This window comes from Kosakonia sp. LAM2021, assembly GCF_016620385.1.
GTDB classification, from domain to species: domain Bacteria; phylum Pseudomonadota; class Gammaproteobacteria; order Enterobacterales; family Enterobacteriaceae; genus Kosakonia; species Kosakonia sacchari.
The window spans coordinates 35705-61328 of sequence record NZ_JAENHT010000012.1 but is presented as its reverse complement, the minus strand read 5'-3'; the positions used below and the strand labels follow the sequence as shown (position 1 = coordinate 61328).

Sequence of the window (25624 nt, the reverse complement as noted above, 5' to 3'; positions counted from 1 at the left end):
AGTTCTCCAGTTTTTGCCCTCTCCTGTAAAAGAGGGCAGGAAGGGATCAGAAAATCTTCGAGAACTTATCAATGTTGCTGGCATCGTAGACAAACGGCTCAGCCATCGCGCCACTGCCGTCGGCGTCCAGTTTCACTTTGCCGAGTTTGCCCATGCTGGCTTCGTCTTTGGTCGCCGTACCTTTCACCAGGTCATCCGCTAAATAGGTGGCGGCATAACCGAGGTCGATCGGGTTCCAGATGGCGAAACTTTTGCTCGCGCCGGATTTAATGGCGCCCGCCATTTCAGACGGCAGCCCTAAACCGGTGACATACACTTTGCCAATCTTGCCCTGGTCTTTTACCGCTTGCGCCGCCGCGACAATGCCGACCGACGACGGCGAGACGATCACTTTCAGGTCCGGGTACGATTTCAGCAGGCCGACCGCTTCGCGGTAGCTCTTATCGGAGAGATCGTCGCCGTAAGCGACGGTCACCAGGTTAATCGACGGGTACTTTGGCAGTACCTTTTTCATCTCCGCAATCCAGATGTTCTGATTGGTGGAGGTGGGCGTGGCGCTAAGGATCGCCACATCGCCTTTTTCAACATTCAACGCTTTTAGCGCATCGGCGGCCAGTTTGACGTTGGTTTCGCCAATCAGCGCGTTATTCGAGGGATTGAGGTGGATCTGGCGTCCGGCTTTCGCCACGCCGGAATCCCACGACACCACTTTGATGCCGCGCTGCATCGCTTTTTTCAGCACCGGCACCACGGCATCGGGATCGTTGGCGGAGATAGCGATCGCATCCACCCCCTGGGCGATCAACCCGTTAAGCACTTCGATCTGCGCTTCGGCCGTGGTAGTGGTCGGGCCGGTGTAGATCACTTTGACATCGCCTAGCTCTTTGGCTGCCTCCTGTGCGCCGGTGTTTGCTGCTTCAAAAAAGCCATTACCTAAAGATTTCGCCACGAGGGCGATTTTTACTTCAGCTAAAGCGGAACCGGACAACGCCAGAATGGCAACGGTGAGGATTAAGCTTGCTTTTGTTTTCATTGCTTTTACTCCACGAGAGTTAGTGTTTGTAGGGCTTGCAGGTGAGGATTCGCCCCGTCTCAGTGAGCGGGGCGCGATGTTGTTATTGGTACAGATCTAATGCAGATTGCAGCGGCGTCACGCCAAAGCGTTTGCCCAGTGAAATCAACTCTTGCCGGGTGATGGTCTGTTTCATACCGCCCATCGAATAGATTTTTACCAGCACCTCGGCGGATTTCTCGGCGGTGTCGATCAGGCCAAAGGCTTCGTCGAGCGTAGGCCCGCTGCCGAACACGCCGTGGAAAGGCCACAGCACCAGCGAATGTTTCTGCATGTCTTTGGCGGTTGCCTGGCCGATTTCATCAGTGCCGGGCACCATCCACGGCAGAATGCCAACGCCATCCGGGAACACCACCAGACATTCGGTGCTGCCTTCCCACAGCTTGCGGGTAATCAAATCAGAGGTGTTTTCCAGCACGTAGGTCAACGCAATCAGGTTGGTGGCGTGGCAGTGCATAATCACGCGGTCTTTCCCGCCGGTGGCTTTGATGCGTTCGCAGTGCGACAAAAAGTGCGCCGGTAGCTCTGATGTCGGAACCGCTTCATGCTCCAGCCCCCACAGAATGTGGTAGCCTGCGCCGTCGCTATCGACTTTCACAACGCCTAAATTTGCTGCTGGATCAAGCTGCACGTTACGGAAAAATTTGCCGGAGCCGGTGACGATAAACGGCGTGTTGGCCAGCAGCGGCATCGGCTGGCTCAGGGCGATATAGCGCGGTTTCTGGTGAAAATCAGCGGCGAACGATGTGATATCGGCCTCATCCAGGCGCAGCGTCAGGTTGCCGCCGTTGCGTTCATCCCAGCCTTTCAGCCAGGCGTCCGAGGTGGCTTTGATCATCCCCTGGACGAACCAGGAATCGGTAATGGTCTGCATAGTCTTCTGTTTCCCGTTTATTGCCCGGTAGCGCTGCGCTTACCGGGCTGATGAATGCGCAGCGATTAGCCACGTTTGCTTAATACGTCTTTCTCATAGGCCCGCACGCTTTCCAGCCACTGGCTACCGGCTGGCGTGTCGTGGCGCTGGCAGTACATTTCCCACACCGCCTGCCACGGCAGGGATTTCTGCTCTTCGAGCAGCGCCAGGCGCGCGGTGTAATCGCCGTCCGCTTCCAGTTTGCGCAGTTGCGCAACCGGTTCGAGCAGCGCGCGCAGCAGCGCTTTTTTCATGTTGCGCGTACCAATCACCCACGCGGCGATGCGGTTGATGGAGGCGTCGAAGAAGTCGAGCCCAATGTGTACGCGGTCGAACAGTTTGTGGCGGATGATTTCGCTGGCGATGGCCTGGGTTTCGTCATCCAGCAGCACCACGTGGTCGCTGTCCCAGCGTACCGGGCGGCTGACATGCAGCAGCAGACGTGGCACATAGAGCATGGCGGCAGAGATTTTGTCGGAGATAACCTCCGTTGGATGGAAGTGACCAGCATCGAGACACAGCGCGGTCTGGCGGCTGGTGGCGTAACCCATATAAAACTCGTTGGAGCCGACGGTGTAGCTCTCAGCGCCGATGCCGAACAATTTACTTTCCACGGCATCGATATGGTGTGCCGGGTTCAGTTTTTCGCTAATCACTTCATCCAGCGCAGCCAGCAGACGCTGGCGCGGCGCGAGACGATCAACGGTGACATCTTTCATGCCGTCCGGGATCCAGATATTCATCACCGACGGCGTACCCAGTTGTTCACCAAAGTAAGCGGAAACGCGGCGGCTGGCTTTTACATGGTCGATCCAGAACTGGCGGATCTCATCGTTAGCGTGGGAAAGCGTGAAGCCATCGGCGCTCAGCGGGTGCGAGAAGCAGGACGGGTTGAAGTCCAGCCCCAGATTGTTGGCTTTTGCCCACTGCACCCAGTTTTTGAAGTGTTCGGGTTTGATTTCATTCCGCGCGACCGGCGTTTCGGCTTCGTGATAAATGGCATGCAGGTTCAGGCGTTTCGGGCCTGGGATCAGGCTCAGCGCTTGTTCCAGATCGGCGCGCAGCTCCGTGGCGTTGCGCGCTTTGCCCGGATAATTGCCGGTAGCCTGAATGCCGCCGGTCAGGCTGCCTTCCGGGTTTTCGAAACCGGCGACATCATCGCCCTGCCAGCAGTGCATGGAAACCGGCAGCCTGTCGAGCTGGCGCAGCGCCTCCTCGACATCAATCCCCACAGCGGCGAAACGCTGTTTAGCAATGTCCCAGGCTTGTTCAAGTTGAGTGGTCATGCGCAAAGCTCCTTTGTCTGTCGTTTTTGTTGAAAGCGCGCGACGTAGCGGGCGATTTCATTATCAGGATTAGGGGTAAACGTAATCAGTGAATGGTTAGCCGTGACCAGCTGGCGAAAATCATCGACGTTGCTTAGCTCATCCAGCGTCATCAGTTGCACGCCAATATTGCCCAGTGTCGAGGCTTCCACCGGCCCGGCAACCACTGGCAGCCCGCAGGCATCGGCGCAGAGCTGGTTCAGTAACTGGTTCTGGCAGCCGCCGCCGACGATATGCAAGCGGGTAAACGGCTTGCCACGCAGGAAAGCCAGTTCGCTCAGCACATCGGCATACAGCAGCGCGAGGCTATCGAAGATGCAGCGCGCCAGTTCGGCGGCGTTTTGCGGTACGGGTTGACCCGCTTCCCGGCAGGCGGCCTGAATTTCAGCGCTCATGTTGTCCGGGTTGATAAAGCGATCCGCGTTCGGGTTAATCACGCAGCGGCAGAGAGGGAGCTGCTCGGTGAGGGCGATTAACGCCGGCAAATCGGTGATGTTTTGCTCTTTCAGCACGCGTTGCAGCAGCCACAATCCCATGATGTTTTTCAGCACCCGGTAACGGCCTTCGGCACCGCCTTCGTTGGTGATATTGGCGGCGAGCGCCTCATCGCTGGTGTGTGGGGGTTTGCTCTCAAAGCCCATCAGTGACCAGGTGCCGGAAGAGAGATACGCCGCGTCGGGATTTTCCAGCGGTGCGGCGATAACCGCGCTGGCGGTATCGTGGCTGGCGACAGCGACGACCGGTATGGCATTACCCTGCGGGCAGATCCAGTTGCCGATCACGTTGCCAGGATGGGTTGGCGTGCCAAACCAGCGAGCCGGAACGCCTGCCCAGTTCAGCAGGGATTCATCCCAGTTATCGGTGTTGATATTCACCAGTTGGGTGGTGGTGGCGTTGGTGTATTCCCAGTTGAGATTGCCGGTCAGGCGGTAGCTGAAGTAATCCGGGATCAGCAGCGCGTGATCGGCCTGTTCCAGCAGGTGCGGTTGCTGTTCTGCCAGCGCGCGTAGCTGGTAAAGGGTGTTGAAGGGTAAAAACTGAATACCGCTGCGGCGATAGATATCGGCTTTACCGGGGTTTTGCAGCGCGCGGTGCATCACGCCATCGGTGCGATTATCGCGGTAGGCAATCGGCAGCCCGACGCGCTGGCCATCGCGGTTAATCAGGATGTAATCGACGCCCCAGGTATCAATACCGATGCTGTCTGGCTGTATACCTTCGGCGCAAACCTTGTTCAGGCCGAGGCGGATTTCGGTTTCCAGGCCGTCGATATCCCAGCAATCAAAGCCGTCCACTTTTTGCAGACAGTTTACAAAACGGTGCATTTCGCGAAGCGAAAGCGTGCGGTTCTGGCGGTCATAGCGCGCCAGCATGACGCGTCCGCTGGAGGCGCCTAAATCAACCGCAACACAATGGCGAAAAGTCATGATCGGGTCCTTCTTAGAGTCATTGCGGACAGTCTAAAAAGGGCGGGACAGTCGTACCTTCTTGCTACTGACAGCGGCGATTTCGCGCTGGCAAGAAAGCAAAGGTGAACGTGAGAGAGTTCACAGTTTCCAGTAATCGCGAGGTTTTCGGCCATTGTGACCCTCACCACATTTCCCGATCTTTCCGACCGTTTCTTGAAAAAACGGCAGGCTATGCGCAAATCGGCGTCGAAAATTTAAGGTGAGGTCGAAAACCCTTAATTACTATTTTGAGAACATTTCTCAAGACCGGGGCCATCATGACCGTATTGCATAGCGTGGATTTTTTTCCGTCAGGTAAATCACCCGTTGCCATTGAACCGCGATTGCCCCAGGCCGCGTTTCCGGAACATCATCATGATTTTCATGAAATTGTGATTGTTGAGCATGGAACGGGGATTCATGTGTTTAATGGCCAGCCTTATACCATCAGCGGCGGCACGGTCTGTTTTGTGCGCGATCATGACCGCCATTTGTATGAACATACTGATAATCTCTGTTTGACCAATGTGCTGTACCGCTCGCCGGATGCGTTCCAGTTCCTTGCCGGGTTGAACCAGTTGCTGCCGCAGGAGCAGGACGGGCATTACCCGTCGCACTGGCGGGTAAGCCAGCACACGCTCGGGCAGGTGCGCGGCATCATTAGCCAGATGGAAGAGATGGGCAGTGAAGCGGCAACGCACGACATTGCCAACCGCGAGATCCTGTTTATGCAGTTGCTAGTGTTATTGCGTAAAAGCAGCCAGCAGGAAGATGCGGGCAACAGCGATGCGCGGCTGAACCAGTTGATGCTGTGGCTGGAGGATCACTTCGCGGAAGATATTTGCTGGGAGTCGCTGGCGGAACAGTTCACTTTGTCGTTGCGTACGCTGCACCGCCAGCTTAAACAGTCCACCGGCATGACGCCGCAGCGCTATTTAAACCGCCTGCGGTTGATTAAAGCGCGTCATATGCTGCGCCACAGCGACGAGAGTGTTACCGATATCGCCTTTCGCTGCGGTTTCGGCGACAGTAACCACTTTTCGACGCTGTTTCGCCGCGAATTTGACTGGTCGCCGCGCGATATCCGCCAGGGGCGCGACACGCTGCTTCAGTAACGAGAAGGCTATCACCGATTTTTTGCCGGGCTTCCGTTAATAATGTCAGGTTGTTCACGGCAGAGGTGGCGTTGTGGCTGGTCAGTTAATTCTTCGTAAAGCAGACTTTTTCCCGCGCGCCGGACAGGCGGTCGCGGTGGCCGATCGCTACCCGCAAAATGTTTTTGCCGAACATACCCATGAGTTCTGCGAACTGGTAATGGTGTGGCGCGGCAATGGTTTGCACGTGCTCAATGACCGTCCTTACCGCATTACGCGCGGCGATCTGTTTTATATCCGCGCCGAAGATTGCCACTCTTACGCCTCGGTTAATGACCTGGTATTGCAGAACATTATCTATTGTCCGGACCGGCTGACGCTGAATCTCGACTGGGCCGCGCATATTCCGGGGCTTAACGGCGCACCGTCCAACCCACACTGGCGCATTGGCAGCAGCGGAATGGCGCAGGCGCGGCAGGTAATTACGCAACTGGAACATGAGAGCGCGAAGGACGATCCGCTGGCCAATTTGATGGCAGAAACCCTGTTCGCTCAACTGGTGATGACACTAAAACGTCACCGTTTCGCCACCGATAACCTTGCCGCGACCCACAGCGAAACGCTGCTGGATAAGCTTATCACCGCGCTTTCCGGCAGCCTGAATCGCAGCTTTGTGCTGGAGCGTTTTTGTGAACAGGAACAGTGCAGCGAGCGGGCGCTGCGCCAGCAGTTTCGTACTCAGACCGGGATGACCATCAACCACTATTTGCGCCAGTTGCGCATTTGCCACGCACAATTTTTGTTGCAGCACTCCGAGCAGATGATCAGCGAAATCGCCATGCAGTGTGGCTTTGAGGACAGTAATTACTTTTCGGTGGTGTTTAGCCGTGAGGTAGGGATGACGCCAGGTCAGTGGCGTCATCGTAGCCGGGTTGCTGCCTGATTAGCTCGCCATGCCGAGGCCGACGATATTGGCCGCGACAATGATTACCACACAACCGAGACTCAGCACACTCACCGGTTGGCGTCCGGCATTCTTCCACTCTTTGAGCACCAGCCCAACCAGCCCCCCGCACAGCACATAGAAGCTCATATGCAGCATCCAACTGATGTAGTCATACTGCCCCGGAATACGCGCATGACCCCAGGCGTAGAAGAAGAATTGCAGATACCACATCAGCCCACCCAGCGCGGAAAGCAGGATATTGCTGATAATTAGCCCTTTTGCCAGCGAGAAGTCGGCTTTTACCGACAAATCTTTCACTTTTGCCAGGCGGATAAAGCAAAAGCTCAGGTTGACCAGCGCACCGCCGCCCATGATCACCACATAGCTTGGCAACGCGGTATAGAGCGGATCGATACCCAGTGCAGCAGCGGCTTCGTGCATTGGTTTGGCGGCGTTCATCGCAAAGGACATCCCGGCAGAGAACACGCCGCACATCACCGCCAGCGCTAACCCTTTTCTCAGGTTGAACTCTTCGGCTTTGATGCCCATTTTGCGCTCTTTCAACTGACCGGCACGGGTGACAATGCCAACGCCAATCAGCGCTACCAGCACACCCAGCAGTGTCATCCGACCGCCTTCGGTGTTGATCAGCACGTCGAAGTGACCGTTGAGGATCGGCGTCATCAACGTACCGACAATCAGCGTAATGCCAATGGCGATACCAATGCCCATCGACATGCCTAAGTAGCGCATGGTCAGGCCATAGTTGATGTTGCCGATGCCCCACATTGCGCCGAAAAGAAACACCGGCAGCAGAGTTGAGGCGCTAAACGAACTGAAATAAGCCCAAAAATCAGGCAATAACAGCGCGCTGATAGTCCAGGGAAGAATCAACCAGGAGACGATGCCGCCGATTGACCACATGGTTTCCCAGGACCAATTTTTTACCTTTTTAAACGGGGCATAGAAACAGGCTGCACTGGCTGCACCTATCAAATGCCAAAAAATACCCATCGTAATCGCGTTACTCATTTCACAATCCTCTTTGTTTTTATCGCCGGGATACGAGCAGCCGACCTGATGAGTGTAAAAATCGGTCAGAGGATTAACCTTGAGGCGTTTGCCGCGTTGCGTTGCAGGCTGGCAATGAGCACGTGATGAGGGTGAGCGGCTTCACAATTTCAATAACATAACCAAAAGTTATAACCTTATAAAAACTACGGCATTGATAAACATTTTCAATATCATTTAATTAACTATAATGAACCAACTGCTTACGCGGCGTTAACACAATAGCCGCTTACCCTTAATGGAGATGAATATGAGCTATACACTGCCCGCTCTGCCGTATGCATACGATGCCCTCGAACCGCATTTCGACAAGCAGACGATGGAAATCCATCACACTAAACATCACCAGACTTATGTGAACAACGCTAACGCCGCGCTGGAAAGCCTGCCGGAGTTCGCCAGCCTGCCGGTTGAAGAGCTGATCACCAAACTGGACCAGCTGCCAGCAGACAAAAAAACCGTACTGCGTAACAACGCAGGCGGTCACGCTAACCACAGCCTGTTCTGGAAAGGCCTGAAAAAAGGCACCACCCTGCAGGGCGATCTGAAAGCCGCTATCGAGCGTGATTTCGGTTCCGTGGACAACTTCAAAGCTGAATTCGAAAAAGCAGCGGCAACGCGCTTTGGCTCCGGCTGGGCATGGCTGGTGCTGAAAGGCGACAAACTGGCTGTGGTTTCTACCGCTAACCAGGATTCCCCGCTGATGGGTGAAGCGATCTCTGGCGCGTCTGGCTTCCCGATCGTAGGCCTGGATGTGTGGGAACACGCTTACTACCTGAAATTCCAGAACCGCCGCCCGGACTACATCAAAGAGTTCTGGAACGTGGTGAACTGGGACGAAGCTGCTGCGCGTTTCGCTGCGAAAAAATAAGCCGCTTTCGTCACGCATTAGCGCGTGAGTCGAAACCCCGCCAGGCGTTGCCAGCGGGGTTTTTTTATTCTTTTTGTCCGCCATAAACCAAAAGGAACGATGATCCTAAAATAATGAAATAATGTTTTGTTATGGTTGTTTGATCACTTTTCTCACCTAAATCCGGGTCTACCCTCTCTTCATCCGCGCGGCTGTTGTTCCCTTCAACCGGAGTGCCTGCGCCATAAAAATCGAACGGTTTTTACAGGTGAAGATATGCAAATCAAGCGTGCAATAGAAAAAATCCCTGGCGGGATGATGCTGGTTCCATTGTTCATCGGTGCCTTGTGCCACACTTTTGCGCCCGGCGCAGGGAAATACTTCGGTTCATTCACCAACGGCATGATTACCGGCACGGTGCCGATCCTTGCGGTGTGGTTTTTTTGCATGGGTGCGTCGATCAAACTGAGCGCGACCGGTACGGTGCTGCGTAAATCCGGCACGCTGGTGGTGACGAAAATCGTGATCGCCTGGGTTGTGGCGGCTATCGCGTCGCGGTTGATTCCGGAACACGGCGTGGAGGCGGGTTTTTTTGCCGGTTTATCGACGCTGGCGCTGGTGGCATCGATGGATATGACCAATGGCGGGTTGTATGCCTCCATCATGCAGCAGTACGGCACCAAAGAAGAGGCCGGGGCATTTGTGCTGATGTCGCTGGAATCCGGCCCGTTGATGACGATGATTATTCTCGGCACTGCCGGCATCGCTTCTTTTGAACCGCACGTGTTTGTCGGTGCGGTGCTGCCATTCCTCGTGGGGTTCGCGCTGGGTAATCTCGACCCGGAACTGCGCGAGTTCTTCAGCAAGGCGGTGCAAACGCTGATTCCGTTCTTCGCCTTCGCGCTGGGCAACACCATCGATTTAAGTGTGATAGCACAAACCGGGCTGCTGGGGATTTTGCTGGGCGTCGCGGTGATTGTGATTACCGGGATCCCGCTGATTATTGCCGATAAACTGATTGGCGGCGGTGACGGCACTGCGGGCCTGGCAGCCTCCAGTTCGGCTGGTGCTGCGGTGGCAACGCCGGTGCTGATTGCTGAAATGGTGCCGGATTTCAAAGCGATGGCACCAGCCGCGACTGCGCTGGTGGCGACATCGGTGATCGTTACCTCGATCCTGGTGCCGATTCTGACTTCCGTCTGGTCACGAAAAGTGAAAGGGGCGGAAGCGGAAATGTCGATACGCAACACCGTGAAATAACAAAATGAGGCCGACCTTTACAGGTCGGCTTTTGCATTAGCGGATAGCAAAAACGGTGTCGATAATGTTGCACTGATCTTCATTGAGGGCGCCGCCGAAGTTACGGGCGACGGGTGTGCAATAACCAAATTTACGTGAGACGACGGTTTTGATGGTGGTAACAAAATCGTCACCGATGCTGTAGATGGCCATAAATTTGCCGATCTCTTGTTGTACCTGATGCAGCGTTGCCAAATCACCTTGCCGCCACGCTTCCCGCGCTTTAACGAACAGCTCCGGCATCACGTTGTTTAAGCCCGAAATCACGCCAGCGCCGCCCGCCAGCAGATTGGGAATGAAATATTCGTCGTAACCGCATAGCACTGCGAAATCATTGCGCACGTTCTTCGTTGCCAGAATCATATTGCGGGTGTGCGACTGGCAATCCACAGTGTCTTTAATGCCGGCAAAATCGGGGAATTCGGCGGCCAGCGTTGCTACCAATTCGGGTGTTAAATCGCAGCCGGTTCGCGCCGGGAAGTTATAGGCAAACCATTTGCCGCTGATCGCTTTGCCCAGCGCGCGAAAGTAGCTTAAAAGCTGGTTGCTGGTTTGCCCGTAGTAATAAGGCGGCAGCACCATCACCGCTTCATAGCCGGTGCGGTAGGCTTCATCGGCCATCCACAGGATGTCGTTAAAACAGGTGGAAGAGACATTAGCCACCATCGAAATGGGCGACATGCCGCGCGCTTCACGAATCAACATTATTCGTTCATCCAGTGTGAAAGAGGCGAACTCGCCGATACTGCCCATCAGCAATACCACGTCTATTTTCGCCGCCGTCAGGCGGGTAATATGCTGCTTTAATCCATTGAGATCGATGTTGCCTTCACTGTCCATCGGCGTGATGGAAGGACACCAGACGCCGGAAAAGGGGATTGTTTGCGTCACGTCACTACCTCCTCGATTAATGAAATCATGTTTCAAAAGCGTAAGGTAAGTGATAGCACGGCACCGCCGCGCGCACGTGCACGAATGTCTCATTTTTGCAGGTTTGGTCTGCGAACAATTGTGGTGTAATAACGTGATGAACGAAGCCTGTTGGAGGGAATATGCAACATCCGGTTGACGTGTTTGTAGGAAAAGTAAGGGATTATCAGGGCAGCCGACCGAGCGCCATCGCAAAATTGCAGGTTGAAGGCGAACTCATGCTCACCGAAACCGGCATTGCCGGGGACGAGCAGGCGGAGAAAAGTTACCACGGCGGGACGGATCGTGCGTTGTGCCACTACCCGCGAGAACACTATGCGCACTGGGCGCAGATGTTTCCGCAGCAGGCGGCGTTGTTTTGCGCGCCCGCATTTGGCGAGAATCTTTCTACCAGCGGTCTGACAGAAAAAAATGTCTTTATCGGCGATATCTTTCGCTGGGGCGACGCACTGATTCAGGTGACGCAACCGCGTTCGCCCTGTTTTAAACTCAATTTCCACTTTGGCATCAGCGATATGTCAACGCAGATGCAGTCCAGCGGCCGCATTGGCTGGCTTTATCGGGTGATTGCGGGCGGCAATGTGTCGGCGCAAGCGCCTCTGGAACTGGTTTCACGCGTGAGTGATATCAGCGTCTATGACGCGGCGGCGATTGCCTGGTTTCAGCCGTTTGACGACGAGCAATATCATCGCCTGCTGGCGGCTGCGGGGTTGTCGGCGAGCTGGACGCGTACGATGCAAAAGCGGCGTTTGAGCGGCAAGATTGAAGATAATTCACGCAGGTTGTTGGGAAAATAAAACGCCCCCTCCGGTGAGCGGAGAGGGCGAGTTATTAAGCGCGTTTATATAACGGCAGCCATATCGTCAGGCGTAAACCGCCGAGCGGGCTGTCGTCTGCTTTTACCCAGCCGCGATGCTGCTGGATAGCGGTTTCGACAATCGCCAGGCCAAGGCCTGTGCCGCCGGACTCGCGATCGCGCGCTTCGTCGGTGCGGTAGAACGGGCGGAAAATCTGTTCCCTGTCTTCCGCGCTGACGCCGGGGCCGTCATCGTCCACGTTAATGGTGATGCCGTCTTTATCCACCGCGAAACTGACTTCGATTTTGCTGTGCGAGTAGCGCAGCGCGTTGCGCACAATGTTTTCGACCGCACTTTCCAGCGCGCTGGGGTTACCGTACAGCGGCCACGGGCCCGGCGGGAAATTGATGGTCAGGGATTTGCCCATCTGTTCCGCTTCAAACGCCGCGTTATCCAGCACCTCATTCCACATCTGATTGGCTTTCACCGTTTCGCTGACCAGCGCGTTTTTCTGCTGATTGCGCGACATCACCAGCAGATCGTTGATCATGCTGTCCAGCCGCTGCGCTTCAGTTTCAATACGCTCCAGTTCTTTGCTTTCGCCGCTGCGGCGACGCAGCAGGGCGGTGCCGAGCTGTAAGCGTGTGAGCGGCGTACGCAGTTCGTGCGAGATATCGGAAAGCAGACGCTGCTGTGCGGTCATCATGCGTTCTAGCGCCGTCACCATCTGGTTGAAACTCGCTCCGGCGGCCAGAAACTCCTGCGGCCCGGATTCCAGTTCCGGATGTTGCCGTAAGTTGCCTTGCGCCACTTCATCCGCCGCATTTTTCAGCTTCCGTGCCGGTTTCGCCAGGCTCCACGCCAGCCACAACAGCAGCGGCGAGCTGATCAGCATGGTGACAATCAGCAGCAATAACGGGCGGTCAAACAACAGGTTGATAAAGTCGGATTGCGAACTGCTGGCGGGGCGAATCAGATAGAGTTGGTAGTTATCTTCCCCGTCGCGAACGGAGAAGGGACCTACCATTTCGACCCGGCCATATTTCTTCTTCTGCGGATGGTCGGAGTTGTCCGCCTGGCCGATGAAGTTACGGATGATCTGCATCTCGTTGCGTTCGGCGCCAATGACGCGCCCTTCGCTGGTCACCAGCAGCAGACGTTGACCCGGCGGCGCCCATTTGTCGATGGCGCGGAAAAGCCTGCGCCACCACATCAGGTCGTTCGGCGGGTCGTTCGACAGTTCCGCTTCAACATGCTGTTCAATCATCACGCCCTGACGCTGCTCGCTGTCCAGCAACTCTGTCATCTGACGGGAGTCCAGCTTTGGCACCATCAAAACCAGCATCAATACCAGCGCCAGCGTTAACCAGAAAATGGCAAAGATGCGGGCGGTCAAACTTCCTATCATGAAGCGGACACCATCAGATAACCGCGGCCGCGCAGGGTTTTAAACCACGGATGCCCATCTTTACGCTCCGGCAGTTTGCGGCGCAGGTTGGAAATGTGCATATCAATAGCGCGGTCGAACGGCGTTAAACGTTTACCCAGCACTTCCTGGCTCAGATGTTCACGTGATACCACCTGGCCTAAATGTTGCGCCAGCAAGTAAAGCAGGGTGAATTCTGTGCCGGTCAGTTCCAGCGCCTGGCCTTCAAAGCTGGCTTCCTGACGGCCCGGATTAAGACTCAGCGCGTCCACTTCAAGTGTAGGCGAGCCGTTATCATTGTTTTGCTGCTGCTCGCTCCAGTGCGAACGGCGCAAGATTGCGCGAATACGCGCAACTAATTCACGATCGTTAAACGGTTTTGGCAGATAGTCATCCGCGCCCAGCTCAAGGCCGAGAACGCGATCGAGTTCGCTGCCGCGTGCGGTCAGCATAATGACCGGTGTCTGGTGTGTCTGGCGTAGCTCTTTAAGTGTGTCGATACCGTTTTTCTTCGGCATCATGACATCAAGCAAAAGCAGGTCGATGCTGTCGTCGAGGAGGTCGAGCGCCTGCTCCCCGTCATGGGCAACGAGCACATTGAAACCTTCCATGTCGAGTAGCTCCTTTAACAAGGAAGTAAGCTCTCGGTCATCATCTACTAAAAGGATTTTATTCATTGTTTAAATACCTCCGAGGCAGAAATTACGTCATCGAGACTTGCTAATCCATGACTTTACGTTGTTTTACACCCCCTGACGCATGTTTGCAGCCTGAATCGTAGACTGATTATCGTTGAATCGTGAGACGAAAAGGTTACTGGAGTAAGTGATGCGCATCGTTACCGCTGCCGTCATGGCCTCAACGCTGGCGTTTAGCACCGTTAGCCAGGCTGCTGGCGTCGTAACAGGCGATAACTGGCACCCGATTGATGGGTTTGCACAGCGCAGTGTTCAGAGCCATATGTTCGACGGTATTAATTTAACCGAACATCAGCGTCAGCAGATGCGGGATTTAATGAGACAGGCGCGGCACGATCAGCCTCCTGTAAATGTTACCGAAATGGAGACAATGCATCGCCTTGTCACCGCAGAAAATTTTGATGAAAACGCTGTGCGCGCTCAGGCAGAAAAAATGGCGCAGGAGCAAGTCGCTCGTCAGGTTGAAATGGCGAAAGTCCGCAACCAGATGTACAACCTGCTTACGCCGGAGCAGCAAGCGGTTTTAAACCAGAAACACCAGCAACGGATGACGCAACTGCGCGAAGTCGCACAGATGCAACAAAGTTCTCCGTCGACAGTCTTAAGTAGCAGTAGTACCCGGCATTACCAGTAACAAACCCTGTTTTCCTTGCCATAGACACCATCCCTGTCTTCCCCCACATGATGTGGGGGTTTTTTTTGCCCGCAATTCCAACGCTTAATTTCCCCATTGCTGTTGCCTGGCTTTCGTTATAATCCCTGCAGGATCCAAGCAGGAGCGTTTATGAATCAATCCTATGGGCGTCTGGTCACCCGGGCAGCGGTTGCGGCGACCGTCACGGCATCGTCACTGCTGGTAATTAAAATCTTCGCGTGGTGGTTTACCGGTTCGGTCAGTATTCTGGCGGCGCTGGTTGATTCGCTGGTGGATATCGCCGCGTCGCTAACCAACTTGTTGGTTGTACGCTATTCGCTGCAACCTGCCGACGAAGAGCACACATTCGGTCACGGAAAGGCGGAATCGCTGGCGGCGCTGGCACAAAGTATGTTTATTTCTGGGTCTGCCTTGTTCCTGTTTTTGACCGGTATTCAGCACCTTGCTAAGCCTGAACCGCTTCGTGATGCTGGCATTGGTATTACGGTCACGTTGATCGCGCTGTTTAGCACTGTGATCCTTGTCACTTTTCAGCGCTGGGTAGTGCGGAAAACCCACAGCCAGGCGGTGCGGGCGGATATGCTTCATTATCAGTCTGATGTTATGATGAACGGCGCAATTCTCATCGCGCTGGGGCTCTCCTGGTATGGATGGCATCGTGCCGATGCATTGTTTGCGTTGGGTATTGGCAGCTATATTTTGTATAGCGCGTTACACATGGGGTACGACGCCGTTCAGGCATTGCTGGACAGAGCCTTACCCGACGAAGAGCGACAGGAAATTTTCACCATTGTCACCTCCTGGCCGGGCGTCAGCGGCGCTCACGATCTTCGCACGCGGCAGTCAGGGCCGACCCGCTTTATTCAAATACATCTGGAAATGGAAGATAACCTGCCGCTCGTTCAGGCGCATCTTATTGCTGAGCAGGTAGAACAGGCGATTCTGCAACGTTTCCCGGGTTCTGATGTGATAATCCATCAGGATCCTTGTTCGGTAGTACCTCAAGGACGATAAGCACGTAGAGGCTTTCGTATTTCGTTGTAAAAAAGTGAGCCAGACCAACTTTTTGTGTATAAATTACCGCCATTTGGTCTGACCTGAATCAATTCAGCAAGCTGGGATTGATATACTATTTGCACCATAGCAGCATAGTTGTTCGCTCCCGCAGGGGAGTCGCTTCGGGCCACAGAATTTTATTTTGCATTCCTAAGTTCAGAGGTAGTCATGATTAAAAAAATCGGTGTGTTGACAAGTGGCGGTGATGCGCCAGGCATGAATGCCGCTATCCGCGGTGTCGTCCGCGCAGCATTGACAGAAGGTCTGGAAGTAGCAGGTATCTATGACGGTTACCTCGGCCTGTACGAAGACCGCATGATCCAACTTGACCGCTACAGCGTGTCCGACATGATCAACCGCGGCGGTACATTCCTCGGCTCCGCCCGCTTCCCGGAATTCCGTGAAGAGCATATCCGCGCCGTGGCTATTGAGAACATGAAAAAACGCGGTATCGACGCGCTGGTTGTTATCGGCGGCGACGGTTCCTATATGGGTGCTAAGCGCCTGACTGAAATGGGGTTTCCGTGTATCGGTCTGCCGGGCACCATCGATAATGACGTGGCGGGTACTGACTACACTATCGGCTACTTCACCGCGCTGCAAACCGTGGTTGAAGCCATCGACCGCCTGCGTGACACCTCTTCTTCTCACCAGCGTATCTCCATCGTTGAAGTGATGGGTCGCTACTGCGGCGACCTGACGCTGGCGGCGGCGATTGCGGGCGGCTGCGAATTTATCGTACTGCCGGAAGTGGAATTCAATCGTGAAGACCTGGTAGCCGAAATCAAAGCGGGTATCGCCAAAGGTAAAAAACACGCCATCGTGGCGATTACCGAGCATATCTGCGATATCGACGAACTGGCGAAGTACATCGAAAGCGAAACCGAGCGTGAAACCCGTGCCACCGTTCTTGGCCATATTCAGCGCGGCGGTTCTCCGGTGCCTTACGACCGCATTCTGGCTTCCCGTATGGGTTCTTACGCCATCGAGCTGCTGTTGCAGGGCTACGGCGGTCGTTGTGTCGGCATTCAGAACGAAAAAATGGTGCATCACGACATCATCGACGCTATCGAGAACATGAAACGCCCATTCAAAGGCGACTGGCTCGACTGCGCGAAAAAACTCTACTGAATGCAAAAATGCCCTCAATAACGAGGGCGTTTTTTTATCCTGCTTTATTCCCCAAAGTTATAGCCAATCTTTTTTTATTCTTTAATCATTGGATGCCTTTCTGGCAGTCTGACGACATCAAAATCGATAACTTTAAGAGAGCGGGCGATGAATAAATGGGGCTTGGGGATTACATTACTGCTGGCTTCTACCAGCGTTCTGGCAAAGGATATCCAGTTATTAAACGTCTCTTACGATCCAACGCGTGAGTTGTATGAGCAGTACAACAAAGCTTTCAGCGCGCACTGGAAACAAGAGACTGGCGACAACGTTGTGATCCGTCAGTCCCATGGCGGTTCCGGCAAACAGGCAACATCGGTTATCAACGGTATCGACGCCGATGTGGTAACCCTGGCGCTGGCCTACGATGTTGACGCAATTGCAGAACGTGGCCGTATCGATAAAAACTGGATCAAACGCCTGCCAGACAACTCCGCTCCGTACACTTCGACCATCGTTTTCCTGGTCCGTAAAGGCAACCCGAAACAGATTCATGACTGGAACGATCTGATTAAACCCGGCGTTTCAGTGATCACGCCGAACCCGAAAAGCTCAGGTGGCGCGCGCTGGAACTATCTGGCGGCCTGGGGTTATGCGCTGCATCAGAACGGCGGCGATCAGGCGAAAGCGCAGGAGTTCGTCAAAGCGCTGTTTAAAAACGTAGAAGTGCTGGATTCCGGTGCGCGCGGTGCGACCAATACTTTCGTTGAGCGCGGTATCGGTGATGTACTGATTGCGTGGGAAAACGAAGCGCTGCTGGCAACAAACGAACTGGGCAAAGACAAATTTGAAATTGTCACCCCGAGCGAATCTATCCTCGCGGAACCGACCGTCTCCGTTGTCGACAAAGTGGCAGAGAAGAAAGGCACTAAGAAAGTAGCAGAAGCCTATCTGAAATATCTCTACTCGCCGGAAGGCCAGGAGATTGCCGCGAAGAATTTCTATCGCCCGCGTGACGCGCAGGTAGCGGCGAAATACGCCAACGCGTTCCCGAAATTGAAACTCTTTACCATTGATGATGTGTTCGGTGGCTGGACGAAGGCGCAAAAAGAGCACTTCTCCAACGGTGGTACGTTCGACCAAATCAGTAAACGTTAATCTCCCCCAAACGCCCTCGTAAGAGGGCGTTTTTGCTTTTTACCTGCGTAAAATCCAGGATTTCCAACTTGCCCTGCAATCTGCGCTATCATTCCGGTTCTTTCAGCAAAGGAAGCGGAAAAATGAAAACAGTGCGTCGCATCGCCATTATTCTGTTGGTGCTGGCCTTACTGGCAGCGGCGGGAGCGTGGCTATGGTTTAAAAACAGCGGTAACCCGGATGCGCTGCGCCATATTGTCACTGAACAATGTTTACCGAACATGCGCGAGCATAACTCGCCAAAACCCTGCGCCCAGGTGAATCTGAAAAGCGGCTATGTGTTAATGAAAGATCGCAATGGACCGCTGCAATTTTTGCTGATGCCGACGTATCGCATCAACGGCACGGAAAGCCCGTTGCTGCTGCAACCGACAACGCCCAACTTCTTCTGGCAGGCGTGGCAATCCCGCGATGTTATGAGCAAGCTGCGTGGCAGCACGGTACCGGACAACGCGATCTCGTTGACCATTAATTCACGCTCCGGGCGCACACAGAACCATTTTCATATCCATATCTCCTGCCTGCGTTCCGATGTGCGCACGCAACTGAATGACAATGCCGCACGCATCAGCAGCCAGTGGCTGGCGTTTCCGGGCGGCCTGCTCGGTCATCAATATTTAGCGCGCCGCGTGACGGAAGCGGAGTTGGTGCAACGCAGTCCGTTTTTGATGCTGGCAGAAGAAGTGCCGGAAGCAAAAGCGCATATGGGCCGCTTCGCGCTGGCAATGGCCCAGCAGGCTGATGGCTCGTTTGTGCTGCTGGCCACCGAGCGTGATCTGTTAGCACTAAACCGCGCATCGGCAGAGGAAATTCAGGATCATCAATGCGATATCCTGAAATAACCCCACCATAATTCACGTTTACTCCGCCTGCCTGTCACCGTAGACTTGCTGAAAAAATCTACAGGAGACAGGCATGTCGCTCTGGCTTTCTCACCCTCTGTTCCTTCCCTCTGTCATTGTCGGCATCACCATCGTGCTGTGGGCAACCTCGTTATTGCCGGAATTTATCACCGCGCTGCTGTTTTTTACGGCGGTGATGGTGGCGAAAATTGCGCCGCCGGACGTCATTTTTGGCGGTTTCGCTTCATCGGCCTTCTGGCTGGTGTTCAGCGGTTTTGTGCTCGGTGTGGCAATACGCAAAACCGGTCTGGCGGATCGGGCGGCGAGAGCGTTATCGGCAAAGCTGACCGACTCATGGCTGCAAATGGTCGCAAGCGTGGTACTGCTCAGTTACGCGCTGGCGTTTGTGATGCCTTCGAACATGGGGCGCATTGCGCTGTTGATGCCAATCGTCGCGGCAATGGCGGCGCGGGCGGGCATTAACGAAGGGACGCGTTCCTGGTACGGGCTGGCGCTGGCGGTCGGTTTTGGCACTTTCCAGTTATCGGCGACCATTTTGCCCGCCAACGTGCCAAACCTGGTGATGAGCGGCGCGGCAGAAGGCTCGTATGGAATTCATCTAAACTATGTGCCTTATCTGCTGCTGCACACGCCGGTACTTGGCATTTTAAAAGGGCTGATTTTGATTGGCCTGATTTACTGGCTTTTTCCTGGTCAGCCACGCGCGCCGCGTGAACAAGCTCCTACTGAACCGATGAGCCGGGATGAAAAACGGCTGGCGTGGATGCTGGCGGTGGTGCTGACGCTTTGGGTTACCGAAAGCTGGCATGGCATCGGCCCTGCGTGGACGGGGCTTGCCGCTGCCTGCGTGACGCTGTTGCCGCGCGTGGGTTTTATCTCGGGGGATGAGTTTTCCAGCGGCGTGAATATTCGCACTTGTATCTATGTGGCGGGAATTCTCGGCCTGGCGATTACGGTGACGCAAACCGGCATCGGTAGCGCCGTTGGTGACGCGCTGCTGCATGTGATGCCGCTCGATCCGGCGCGGCCATTCACCAGTTTCCTGGCGCTAACCGGCATTACCACCGCCCTGAATTTTATTATGACCGCTAACGGCGTACCGGCGCTGTTTACTACGCTTGCGCAGAGTTTTGCCGACGCCACCGGTTTCCCGTTGTTGTCAGTGATCATGATTCAGGTGCTGGGATATTCCACGCCGCTGTTGCCGTATCAGGCGTCGCCGATTGTGGTGGCGATGGCGCTCGGCAAAGTCCCGGCGAGATCGGGAATGCTGCTCTGTCTGGCGCTGGCGGTGGTGACGTATCTGGTGTTGTTACCGCTGGATTACGCGTGGTTTAGCGTGCTGGGGAAATTGTGAGATAAAACCCTCTCCCTGGCCGGGAGAGGGTAAACAGAATTACGCCTGTTTTGCAGCTTCTGCCGCTTTAACGATCACTGCGAAAGCGTCAGCTTTCAGGGATGCGCCGCCAACCAGTGCGCCGTCGATATCCGGCTGGGTGAACAGCTCAGCAGCGTTGCCAGCGTTAACGGAACCGCCGTACTGAATGATCACTTGTTCAGCCACTTTTGCGTCGGCTTTAGCAATGTGGTCACGGATAAATTTGTGAACATCCTGCGCCTGTGCCGGGGTAGCGGATTTGCCGGTACCGATAGCCCAAACTGGTTCGTAGGCAATTACCGCGCCTTCGAATGCCGCCGCGCCCTGCGTTTTCAGCACGGCATCGATCTGACGTGCGCACACTTCTTCGGTTTTACCGGCTTCGTTTTCTGCTTCGGTTTCACCGATGCACAGAACCGGCGTCAGGCCCTGCGCTTTCAGCACAGCGAATTTCTTCGCGATCAACTCGTCGGATTCTTTGTGGTAAGTACGGCGCTCAGAGTGACCGATGATGATGTATTTCGCGCCAATATCTTTCAGCATTTCGGCAGAGGTTTCGCCGGTGAATGCGCCAGACAGGTTAACGTCAACGTTTTGCGCGCCCAGTACGATGTGGCTACCGTCAGCGGCATGTTTAGCCAGATCGAGGTACATTTCCGGCGGAGCGATTGAGACAGCACAACCCGTTACGCCAGCCAGCTCGGTACGCAGGTTTGCAACCAGTTCGTTTACCATGTGGCGGCTGCCGTTCAGTTTCCAGTTACCCATCACTAAAGGATGTCGCATTTTTACTCTCCACGCGCTTGGCGAATTAAGGAATATGGCCGCCCCTCAGGGCAGCATGGTCTGTGAAACAGTATAGAGATTCATCCCCTGAAAGGCTTTGCTTTTTGTCATTTATTGTTCTCTTCCAGCGAATCAGATAGCGTCAGCTTAATCGGTTCAACAGCGAAGGTCAGCCCTTTTTCGCCGTTGTCTGCCACCACATAGCGAATCGCGCCTTCCGTTTCGGCGTAGTAAGGTTTGTTTCTGCCGTTAGTCAGCAATTTTTGCAGCTTTTGCGTACTTTGCGCCGCAGTTAGCGTCGGTGAAAAGGCGCGGATAAACGCCGCCATATACTCCTGAGCCTTTGCTTTTGCCGCTTTTTGCTCTGGCCCTTGCACCGGCAGCCAGGTGATTTGCATCGATTTGATTTTCAGCGTACCGCGCTCCAGCGCCGTCGAGGCGTAGAGGTAATCATTGATTTTCGTGGCTGCGCGCGTCAGGTTTGCCTGATCGCCCCGGCTATCCACCGCGCGAAATTCACTGAGCGCCAGCGTCGGGTTATCGGTATTGAATTTCTCGCGAAACTGACTAATCGACTGGTCAAATGTCGGCGCGCCCGGCAATAAATAGGGCGCAGTGGTGGCGGTCGGCGGCTCTTCTGCATGGATCGGCATGCTGAAAATCAGCGCGGAAAAGAGCAGCCAAATGGGATAACGCCATGCTTTCATTCACATCGCCCTCTGTTGAGTTTGCTCACGATTAAAACGATATCGGGCTGGCTTGTCAAAAACTCCCGCCGCCAGGGTAAACTACGCAGCACTACGATAATAAGGAACCTTACATGGGCATACAGCAGTGGTTGTTCTCTTTTAAAGGGCGCATTGGGCGTCGCGATTTTTGGGTCTGGGTGATCCTGTGGGTGTTGAGTATGACGGTGCTGTTCACGCTGGCCAACGGCGGCATGCTCGATTTTCAGATGGCGGCATTTATCCTTGTATGTCTGATCTGGCCGACAACCTGCGTGATGGTAAAACGTCTGCATGACCGGGGTCGCCACGGGGCGTGGGGCTTGCTGATGGTGCTGGCGTGGATGCTGCTTTCGGGTAACTGGCAAGTGCTGGGCGGTACGCTTGAGTGGACGGTGGGACGTCTGATCCCGGTGGTGATTATCGTCATGATGCTGATTGACCTGGGCGCGTTTGTTGGCACCCAGGGGGAAAACAAGTACGGCAAAGAGACACTGGATGTGAAGTACCGCTGATCACCAATAGTGTTCGGCGGTGATATGCCCCGGGCGGCGGCGCAGGTGTTTTGCCATCTGCCGGGTATCTTTCAGTAACTGTGTGGTATCGCGCACCATTTGCGGGTTGCCGCACAGCATTACATGGCTGGTTTCGGCGTTCAACGCCAGCCCAACGGCTTCTTCCAGCGCACCGCTTTCAATCAGCGCCGGAACGCGCCCGGTCAGCGAACCGGAAAGTGTCTCCCGGCTAACCACCGTCTGGATCTTAAGCTTCCCTTCGTAGCGTTTTTGCAGCTCCAGCATCAGTGGCAAATAACTTAAATCCGCCGCGTAGCGCACCGCATGTACCAGCACCAGGTTTTTGAAGCGCTCCAGATCTTTGCCTTCCTGCAAAATCGACAAGTACGGCCCAATCGCGGTGCCGGTTGCCAGCATCCACAAGGTGTCGCAGTCCGGCACTTCTTCCAGCACGAAGAACCCCGCGGCTTCGCTCACCAGCAGCACTTCGTCTCCCGGCTGGAGCGCGGCCAGGCGCGGGCTAAGTTTCCCTTCCGGTACGGTAACGAGATAGAATTCCAGATCGGGATTGCTCGGTGCGTTCACGTAGGAGTAGGCGCGCTGTACGCGCTCGCCGTCAATTTCCAGCCCGAGCTTGGCGAATTGTCCGGCAGTGAAGGGGTGAACGGGGGCATGAACGGTGAGGCTGAATAGCGCATCGGTCCAGAACTGCACCTTTGTGACTTTTCCTGTTACCCAGTCCGCCATGGTTTTCTCCTGTTCTGTAGCGTTGCCTTATCTTCGTGTCTGTCGGGTGAGATTTCCAGCCCGCGAAGGCCGGAAAGCTCAATTGAACAAATACCCTTACAGTATATGACGCTGCACTTCCGGGTCTTTGCGATCCAGGTAGTGAATAGACTGAATACGGCGAATGGTGCGCGATTTGCCGCGGATCAGCAGCGTTTCGGTGGTGGCGATATTGCCTTTACGGGTGATGCCGTCCAGCAGGTCGCCTTTGGTAATGCCGGTGGCGGCGAAAATAACGTTGTCGCTGCGCGCCATCTCATCCAGACGCAGCACATTGCCCGCTTCTATCCCCATTCCGCGGCAACGTTTTAATTCGTATTCGCCAATACGACGGTTCTCTTCGTTGTCGCCCTTCACCTGATGGCGCGCCAGCAGACGGCCCTGCATATCGCCATCAAGCGCGCGGATGACCGCCGCAGAGACCACGCCTTCCGGCGCACCACCAATGCCGTACAGAACGTCCACTTCGCTATCCGGCATGCAAGTGAGGATCGACGCGGCAACATCGCCATCTGGAATCGCAAAAACACGTACGCCCAGCGCCTGCATTTCGGCAATGGTGGCGTCGTGGCGCGGTTTAGCCAAAATAGTGACCGTCAGTTCGCTCAGCGGTTTGCCGAGCGCAGCAGCGACATTGCGCAGGTTATCAGCCAGCGGCAGATTGAGATCGATAGCGCCTTTCGCACCAGGACCGACAATCAGTTTCTCCATGTACATGTCCGGCGCATTCAGGAAACAGCCCTTATCGCCGACCGCCAGCACCGCCAGCGCGTTGGCCTGGCCCATCGCCGTCATGCGTGTCCCTTCGATTGGGTCAACGGCGATATCGACTGCGTCACCTTTACCGGTGCCGACTTTTTCACCGATAAACAGCATTGGCGCTTCATCGATTTCGCCTTCACCGATCACGATGGTGCCGTCAATGTCGACATTGTTGAGCATGATGCGCATAGCGTTAACCGCTGCGCCATCCGCCGTGTTCTTATCGCCACGCCCCAGCCATTTGTAGCCAGCCAGCGCTGCGGCTTCGGTCACGCGGGAGAATTCGATGGCAAGTTCTCGTCTCATAACAAACTCTATAGTGAAAGAAATTGAGCGAAGTTTATCACAGCGAGAAGAGGAGGGTTTGTTGGGCAGCCCTCTCTCCGGGGAGAGAGGGCAAGGTTGAAGCCAATTATTCGTCGCGATCTTCCCACGCCAGTGCACGTTTCACCGCTTTTTTCCAGCCGTCGTAACGGAAGTTACGCTCGGTGGTTTCGATACCCGGGCGGAATTCACGTTCGATAACCGCTTTTTCCTGCAGCTCATCCAGATTCTGCCAGAAACCAACCGCAAGACCCGCAAGGTACGCCGCGCCCAGCGCCGTAACTTCACGCACTTCCGGACGTTCTACGCGCGTGCCGAGAATGTCAGACTGGAACTGCATCAGGAAGTTGTTGGCAACTGCACCGCCGTCCACGCGCAGAGCGTGTAAACGAATGCCGGAATCTGCCTGCATCGCCTCCAGCACGTCGCGCGTCTGGAAGGCGATAGACTCAAGCGTAGCGCGGATGATGTGGTTCGCGTTGACGCCACGGGTCAGACCGAAAATAGCCCCGCGTGCATACGGGTCCCAGTACGGCGCGCCCAGGCCGGTAAAGGCCGGCACCACGTACACACCATTGGTGTCTTTCACTTTGGTGGCGAAGTATTCAGAGTCGAAGGCATCACTGATAAGCTTCATCTCGTCGCGCAGCCACTGAATGGATGCACCTGCCATAAACACTGCGCCTTCCAGCGCATAGTTCACTTCACCTTTCGGGCCGCAACCGATAGTGGTCAATAGACCGTGTTCGGATTTCACTGCTTTCTCGCCGGTGTTCATCAGCATAAAGCAGCCCGTACCATAGGTATTTTTCGCCATCCCTTCTTTTACGCACAGTTGGCCGAACAGAGCCGCCTGCTGGTCACCCGCGATACCGGCAATAGGAATACGCGTACCGCCTTTACCACCAATGTTGGTCTGGCCGTAAACTTCTGAGGATTTACGCACTTCCGGCAACATGGCGCGCGGAATATCCAGCGCCTCCAGCATTTTGTCGTCCCAGTCCAGCTCGTGGATGTTGAACAACATGGTACGCGAGGCGTTGGTGTAATCCGTCACATGCACGCGGCCCTGGGTCATTTTCCAGATAAGCCAGGTATCAACGGTACCGAACAGCAACTCGCCGCGTTTCGCACGTTCGCGAGAGCCTTCAACGTGATCGAGGATCCATTTCACTTTGGTACCAGAGAAATACGGGTCAACCACCAGACCAGTGGCATTGCGTACATACTCTTCCATGCCGTCGCGTTTCAGTTTTTCGCAAATATCTGCGGTGCGGCGGCACTGCCAGACGATAGCGTTATAAATCGGCTTGCCGGTTTCACGTTCCCAGACGATCGCAGTTTCACGCTGGTTAGTGATACCGATAGCAGCGATTTCGTCAGAATTGATATCCGCTTTCGCTAACACTTCTACCAGCGTAGAGCTCTGCGATGCCCAGATTTCCATTGGGTCGTGCTCGACCCAGCCTGGCTTCGGATAAATTTGTTCAAACTCGCGCTGTGAGACGCTGATGATGTTGGCGTCATGATCCATCACGACGGCGCGGGAGCTGGTAGTGCCCTGGTCGAGCGCAACGATATATTTTTTGTCAGTCATG

General features: G+C 54.9%; 24 protein-coding genes and 1 pseudogene. 12 read left to right on the top strand and 13 right to left on the bottom strand.

The window, feature by feature from the left end:
- Window positions 1-46 precede the first annotated feature (46 nt).
- The 4 genes from rhaS (JKP81_RS20640) to rhaB form a co-directional block, all read right to left on the bottom strand.
- Window positions 47-1033, bottom strand: a complete 987-nt coding sequence (gene rhaS / locus JKP81_RS20640; protein ID WP_131412917.1) for a rhamnose ABC transporter substrate-binding protein — start codon at window positions 1031-1033, stop codon at window positions 47-49.
- Between the two features lie 82 nt (window positions 1034-1115).
- The gene (rhaD, locus tag JKP81_RS20635; RefSeq protein WP_200553183.1) at window positions 1116-1946 is read right to left on the bottom strand and encodes a rhamnulose-1-phosphate aldolase; all 831 of its coding nucleotides are present in this window, start codon (window positions 1944-1946) and stop codon (window positions 1116-1118) included.
- 65 nt (window positions 1947-2011) lie between these two features.
- Window positions 2012-3271 (bottom strand): L-rhamnose isomerase, encoded by a 1260-nt coding sequence (rhaA, locus tag JKP81_RS20630; RefSeq protein ID WP_200553182.1) that lies wholly within the window; start codon window positions 3269-3271, stop codon window positions 2012-2014.
- On the bottom strand, window positions 3268-4737 hold the full coding sequence (gene rhaB, locus JKP81_RS20625; protein ID WP_200553181.1) for a rhamnulokinase: 1470 nt from the start codon (window positions 4735-4737) through the stop codon (window positions 3268-3270). The genes rhaA and rhaB overlap by 4 nt, the downstream gene beginning before the upstream one ends.
- A 299-nt stretch (window positions 4738-5036) precedes the next feature.
- On the opposite strand from rhaB, the gene rhaS (JKP81_RS20620) reads away from it, so the two are divergent.
- Window positions 5037-5873: an HTH-type transcriptional activator RhaS gene (gene rhaS, locus JKP81_RS20620; RefSeq protein ID WP_200553180.1), complete on the top strand. Its 837-nt coding sequence runs from the start codon at window positions 5037-5039 to the stop codon at window positions 5871-5873.
- Window positions 5874-5946: 73 nt separating this feature from the next.
- Window positions 5947-6795 carry an HTH-type transcriptional activator RhaR gene (rhaR, locus tag JKP81_RS20615; RefSeq protein ID WP_065369760.1) on the top strand — a complete coding sequence of 283 codons (849 nt, stop codon included), beginning with the start codon at window positions 5947-5949 and terminating at the stop codon, window positions 6793-6795.
- On the opposite strand, the gene rhaT is transcribed toward rhaR, so the two are convergent.
- Window positions 6796-7830: an L-rhamnose/proton symporter RhaT gene (rhaT, locus tag JKP81_RS20610; RefSeq protein ID WP_200553179.1), complete on the bottom strand. Its 1035-nt coding sequence runs from the start codon at window positions 7828-7830 to the stop codon at window positions 6796-6798.
- 289 nt (window positions 7831-8119) lie between these two features.
- Between rhaT and sodA the strand changes: the two genes are divergently transcribed.
- Both sodA and kdgT read left to right on the top strand, forming a co-directional pair.
- Window positions 8120-8740: a superoxide dismutase [Mn] gene (gene sodA / locus JKP81_RS20605; protein ID WP_017459659.1), complete on the top strand. Its 621-nt coding sequence runs from the start codon at window positions 8120-8122 to the stop codon at window positions 8738-8740.
- A 255-nt stretch (window positions 8741-8995) separates the two neighbouring features.
- Entirely contained in the window at window positions 8996-9979 is a 984-nt protein-coding gene (kdgT, locus tag JKP81_RS20600) for a 2-keto-3-deoxygluconate transporter (protein WP_200553178.1), read from the top strand.
- 36 nt (window positions 9980-10015) lie between these two features.
- Here the strand turns inward: kdgT and JKP81_RS20595 are convergent, their stop codons facing one another.
- Window positions 10016-10909 (bottom strand): dihydrodipicolinate synthase family protein, encoded by an 894-nt coding sequence (locus JKP81_RS20595; protein WP_200553177.1) that lies wholly within the window; start codon window positions 10907-10909, stop codon window positions 10016-10018.
- 161 nt (window positions 10910-11070) lie between these two features.
- Here JKP81_RS20595 and yiiM point away from each other — a divergent pair.
- Window positions 11071-11797, top strand: a pseudogene (gene yiiM, locus JKP81_RS20590) (6-hydroxyaminopurine reductase).
- Here the strand turns inward: yiiM and cpxA are convergent.
- Together cpxA and cpxR are read right to left on the bottom strand one after the other, a co-directional pair.
- Window positions 11780-13153 (bottom strand): envelope stress sensor histidine kinase CpxA, encoded by a 1374-nt coding sequence (gene cpxA, locus JKP81_RS20585; RefSeq protein WP_200553175.1) that lies wholly within the window; start codon window positions 13151-13153, stop codon window positions 11780-11782. The pseudogene yiiM and the gene cpxA overlap by 18 nt on opposite strands.
- A complete protein-coding gene (gene cpxR, locus JKP81_RS20580; RefSeq protein ID WP_017459654.1) occupies window positions 13150-13848 on the bottom strand; it encodes an envelope stress response regulator transcription factor CpxR in 699 nt (232 codons plus the stop codon). Before cpxR ends, cpxA begins: the two co-directional genes overlap by 4 nt.
- Window positions 13849-13999: 151 nt before the next feature.
- On the opposite strand from cpxR, the gene cpxP reads away from it, so the two are divergent.
- The 6 genes from cpxP (at window position 14000) to JKP81_RS20550 (ending at window position 20107) form a co-directional block, all read left to right on the top strand.
- A complete protein-coding gene (gene cpxP, locus JKP81_RS20575) occupies window positions 14000-14503 on the top strand; it encodes a cell-envelope stress modulator CpxP (protein ID WP_200553174.1) in 504 nt (167 codons plus the stop codon).
- Window positions 14504-14653: 150 nt separating this feature from the next.
- Window positions 14654-15538, top strand: a complete 885-nt coding sequence (gene fieF, locus JKP81_RS20570) for a CDF family cation-efflux transporter FieF (protein ID WP_200553173.1) — start codon at window positions 14654-14656, stop codon at window positions 15536-15538.
- Between the two features lie 210 nt (window positions 15539-15748).
- Window positions 15749-16711, top strand: a complete 963-nt coding sequence (pfkA, locus tag JKP81_RS20565; protein ID WP_061499376.1) for a 6-phosphofructokinase — start codon at window positions 15749-15751, stop codon at window positions 16709-16711.
- A 147-nt stretch (window positions 16712-16858) separates the two neighbouring features.
- Window positions 16859-17848: a sulfate ABC transporter substrate-binding protein gene (locus JKP81_RS20560; protein ID WP_200553172.1), complete on the top strand. Its 990-nt coding sequence runs from the start codon at window positions 16859-16861 to the stop codon at window positions 17846-17848.
- Window positions 17849-17970: 122 nt separating this feature from the next.
- Complete coding sequence (locus tag JKP81_RS20555; protein WP_200553171.1) at window positions 17971-18729, top strand: CDP-diacylglycerol diphosphatase; 759 nt, start codon at window positions 17971-17973, stop codon at window positions 18727-18729.
- A gap of 73 nt (window positions 18730-18802) precedes the next feature.
- Window positions 18803-20107: an SLC13 family permease gene (locus tag JKP81_RS20550; protein WP_200553170.1), complete on the top strand. Its 1305-nt coding sequence runs from the start codon at window positions 18803-18805 to the stop codon at window positions 20105-20107.
- A gap of 39 nt (window positions 20108-20146) precedes the next feature.
- On the opposite strand, the gene tpiA is transcribed toward JKP81_RS20550, so the two are convergent.
- Both tpiA and JKP81_RS20540 read right to left on the bottom strand, forming a co-directional pair.
- Entirely contained in the window at window positions 20147-20914 is a 768-nt protein-coding gene (gene tpiA / locus JKP81_RS20545) for a triose-phosphate isomerase (protein ID WP_200553169.1), read from the bottom strand.
- 107 nt (window positions 20915-21021) lie between these two features.
- Complete coding sequence (locus JKP81_RS20540) at window positions 21022-21621, bottom strand: DUF1454 family protein (protein WP_200553168.1); 600 nt, start codon at window positions 21619-21621, stop codon at window positions 21022-21024.
- Window positions 21622-21734: 113 nt separating this feature from the next.
- On the opposite strand from JKP81_RS20540, the gene JKP81_RS20535 reads away from it, so the two are divergent.
- Complete coding sequence (locus tag JKP81_RS20535) at window positions 21735-22154, top strand: DUF805 domain-containing protein (protein WP_200553167.1); 420 nt, start codon at window positions 21735-21737, stop codon at window positions 22152-22154.
- Here the strand turns inward: JKP81_RS20535 and fpr are convergent, their stop codons facing one another.
- The 3 genes from fpr to glpK all read right to left on the bottom strand — a co-directional run bounded on the left by fpr (window position 22155) and on the right by glpK (window position 25623).
- Complete coding sequence (gene fpr / locus JKP81_RS20530; protein ID WP_200553166.1) at window positions 22155-22901, bottom strand: ferredoxin--NADP(+) reductase; 747 nt, start codon at window positions 22899-22901, stop codon at window positions 22155-22157.
- Window positions 22902-22997: 96 nt separating this feature from the next.
- The gene (glpX, locus tag JKP81_RS20525; RefSeq protein WP_017459643.1) at window positions 22998-24008 is read right to left on the bottom strand and encodes a class II fructose-bisphosphatase; all 1011 of its coding nucleotides are present in this window, start codon (window positions 24006-24008) and stop codon (window positions 22998-23000) included.
- Between the two features lie 106 nt (window positions 24009-24114).
- Complete coding sequence (gene glpK / locus JKP81_RS20520; protein WP_200553165.1) at window positions 24115-25623, bottom strand: glycerol kinase GlpK; 1509 nt, start codon at window positions 25621-25623, stop codon at window positions 24115-24117.
- Window position 25624 lies beyond the last annotated feature (1 nt).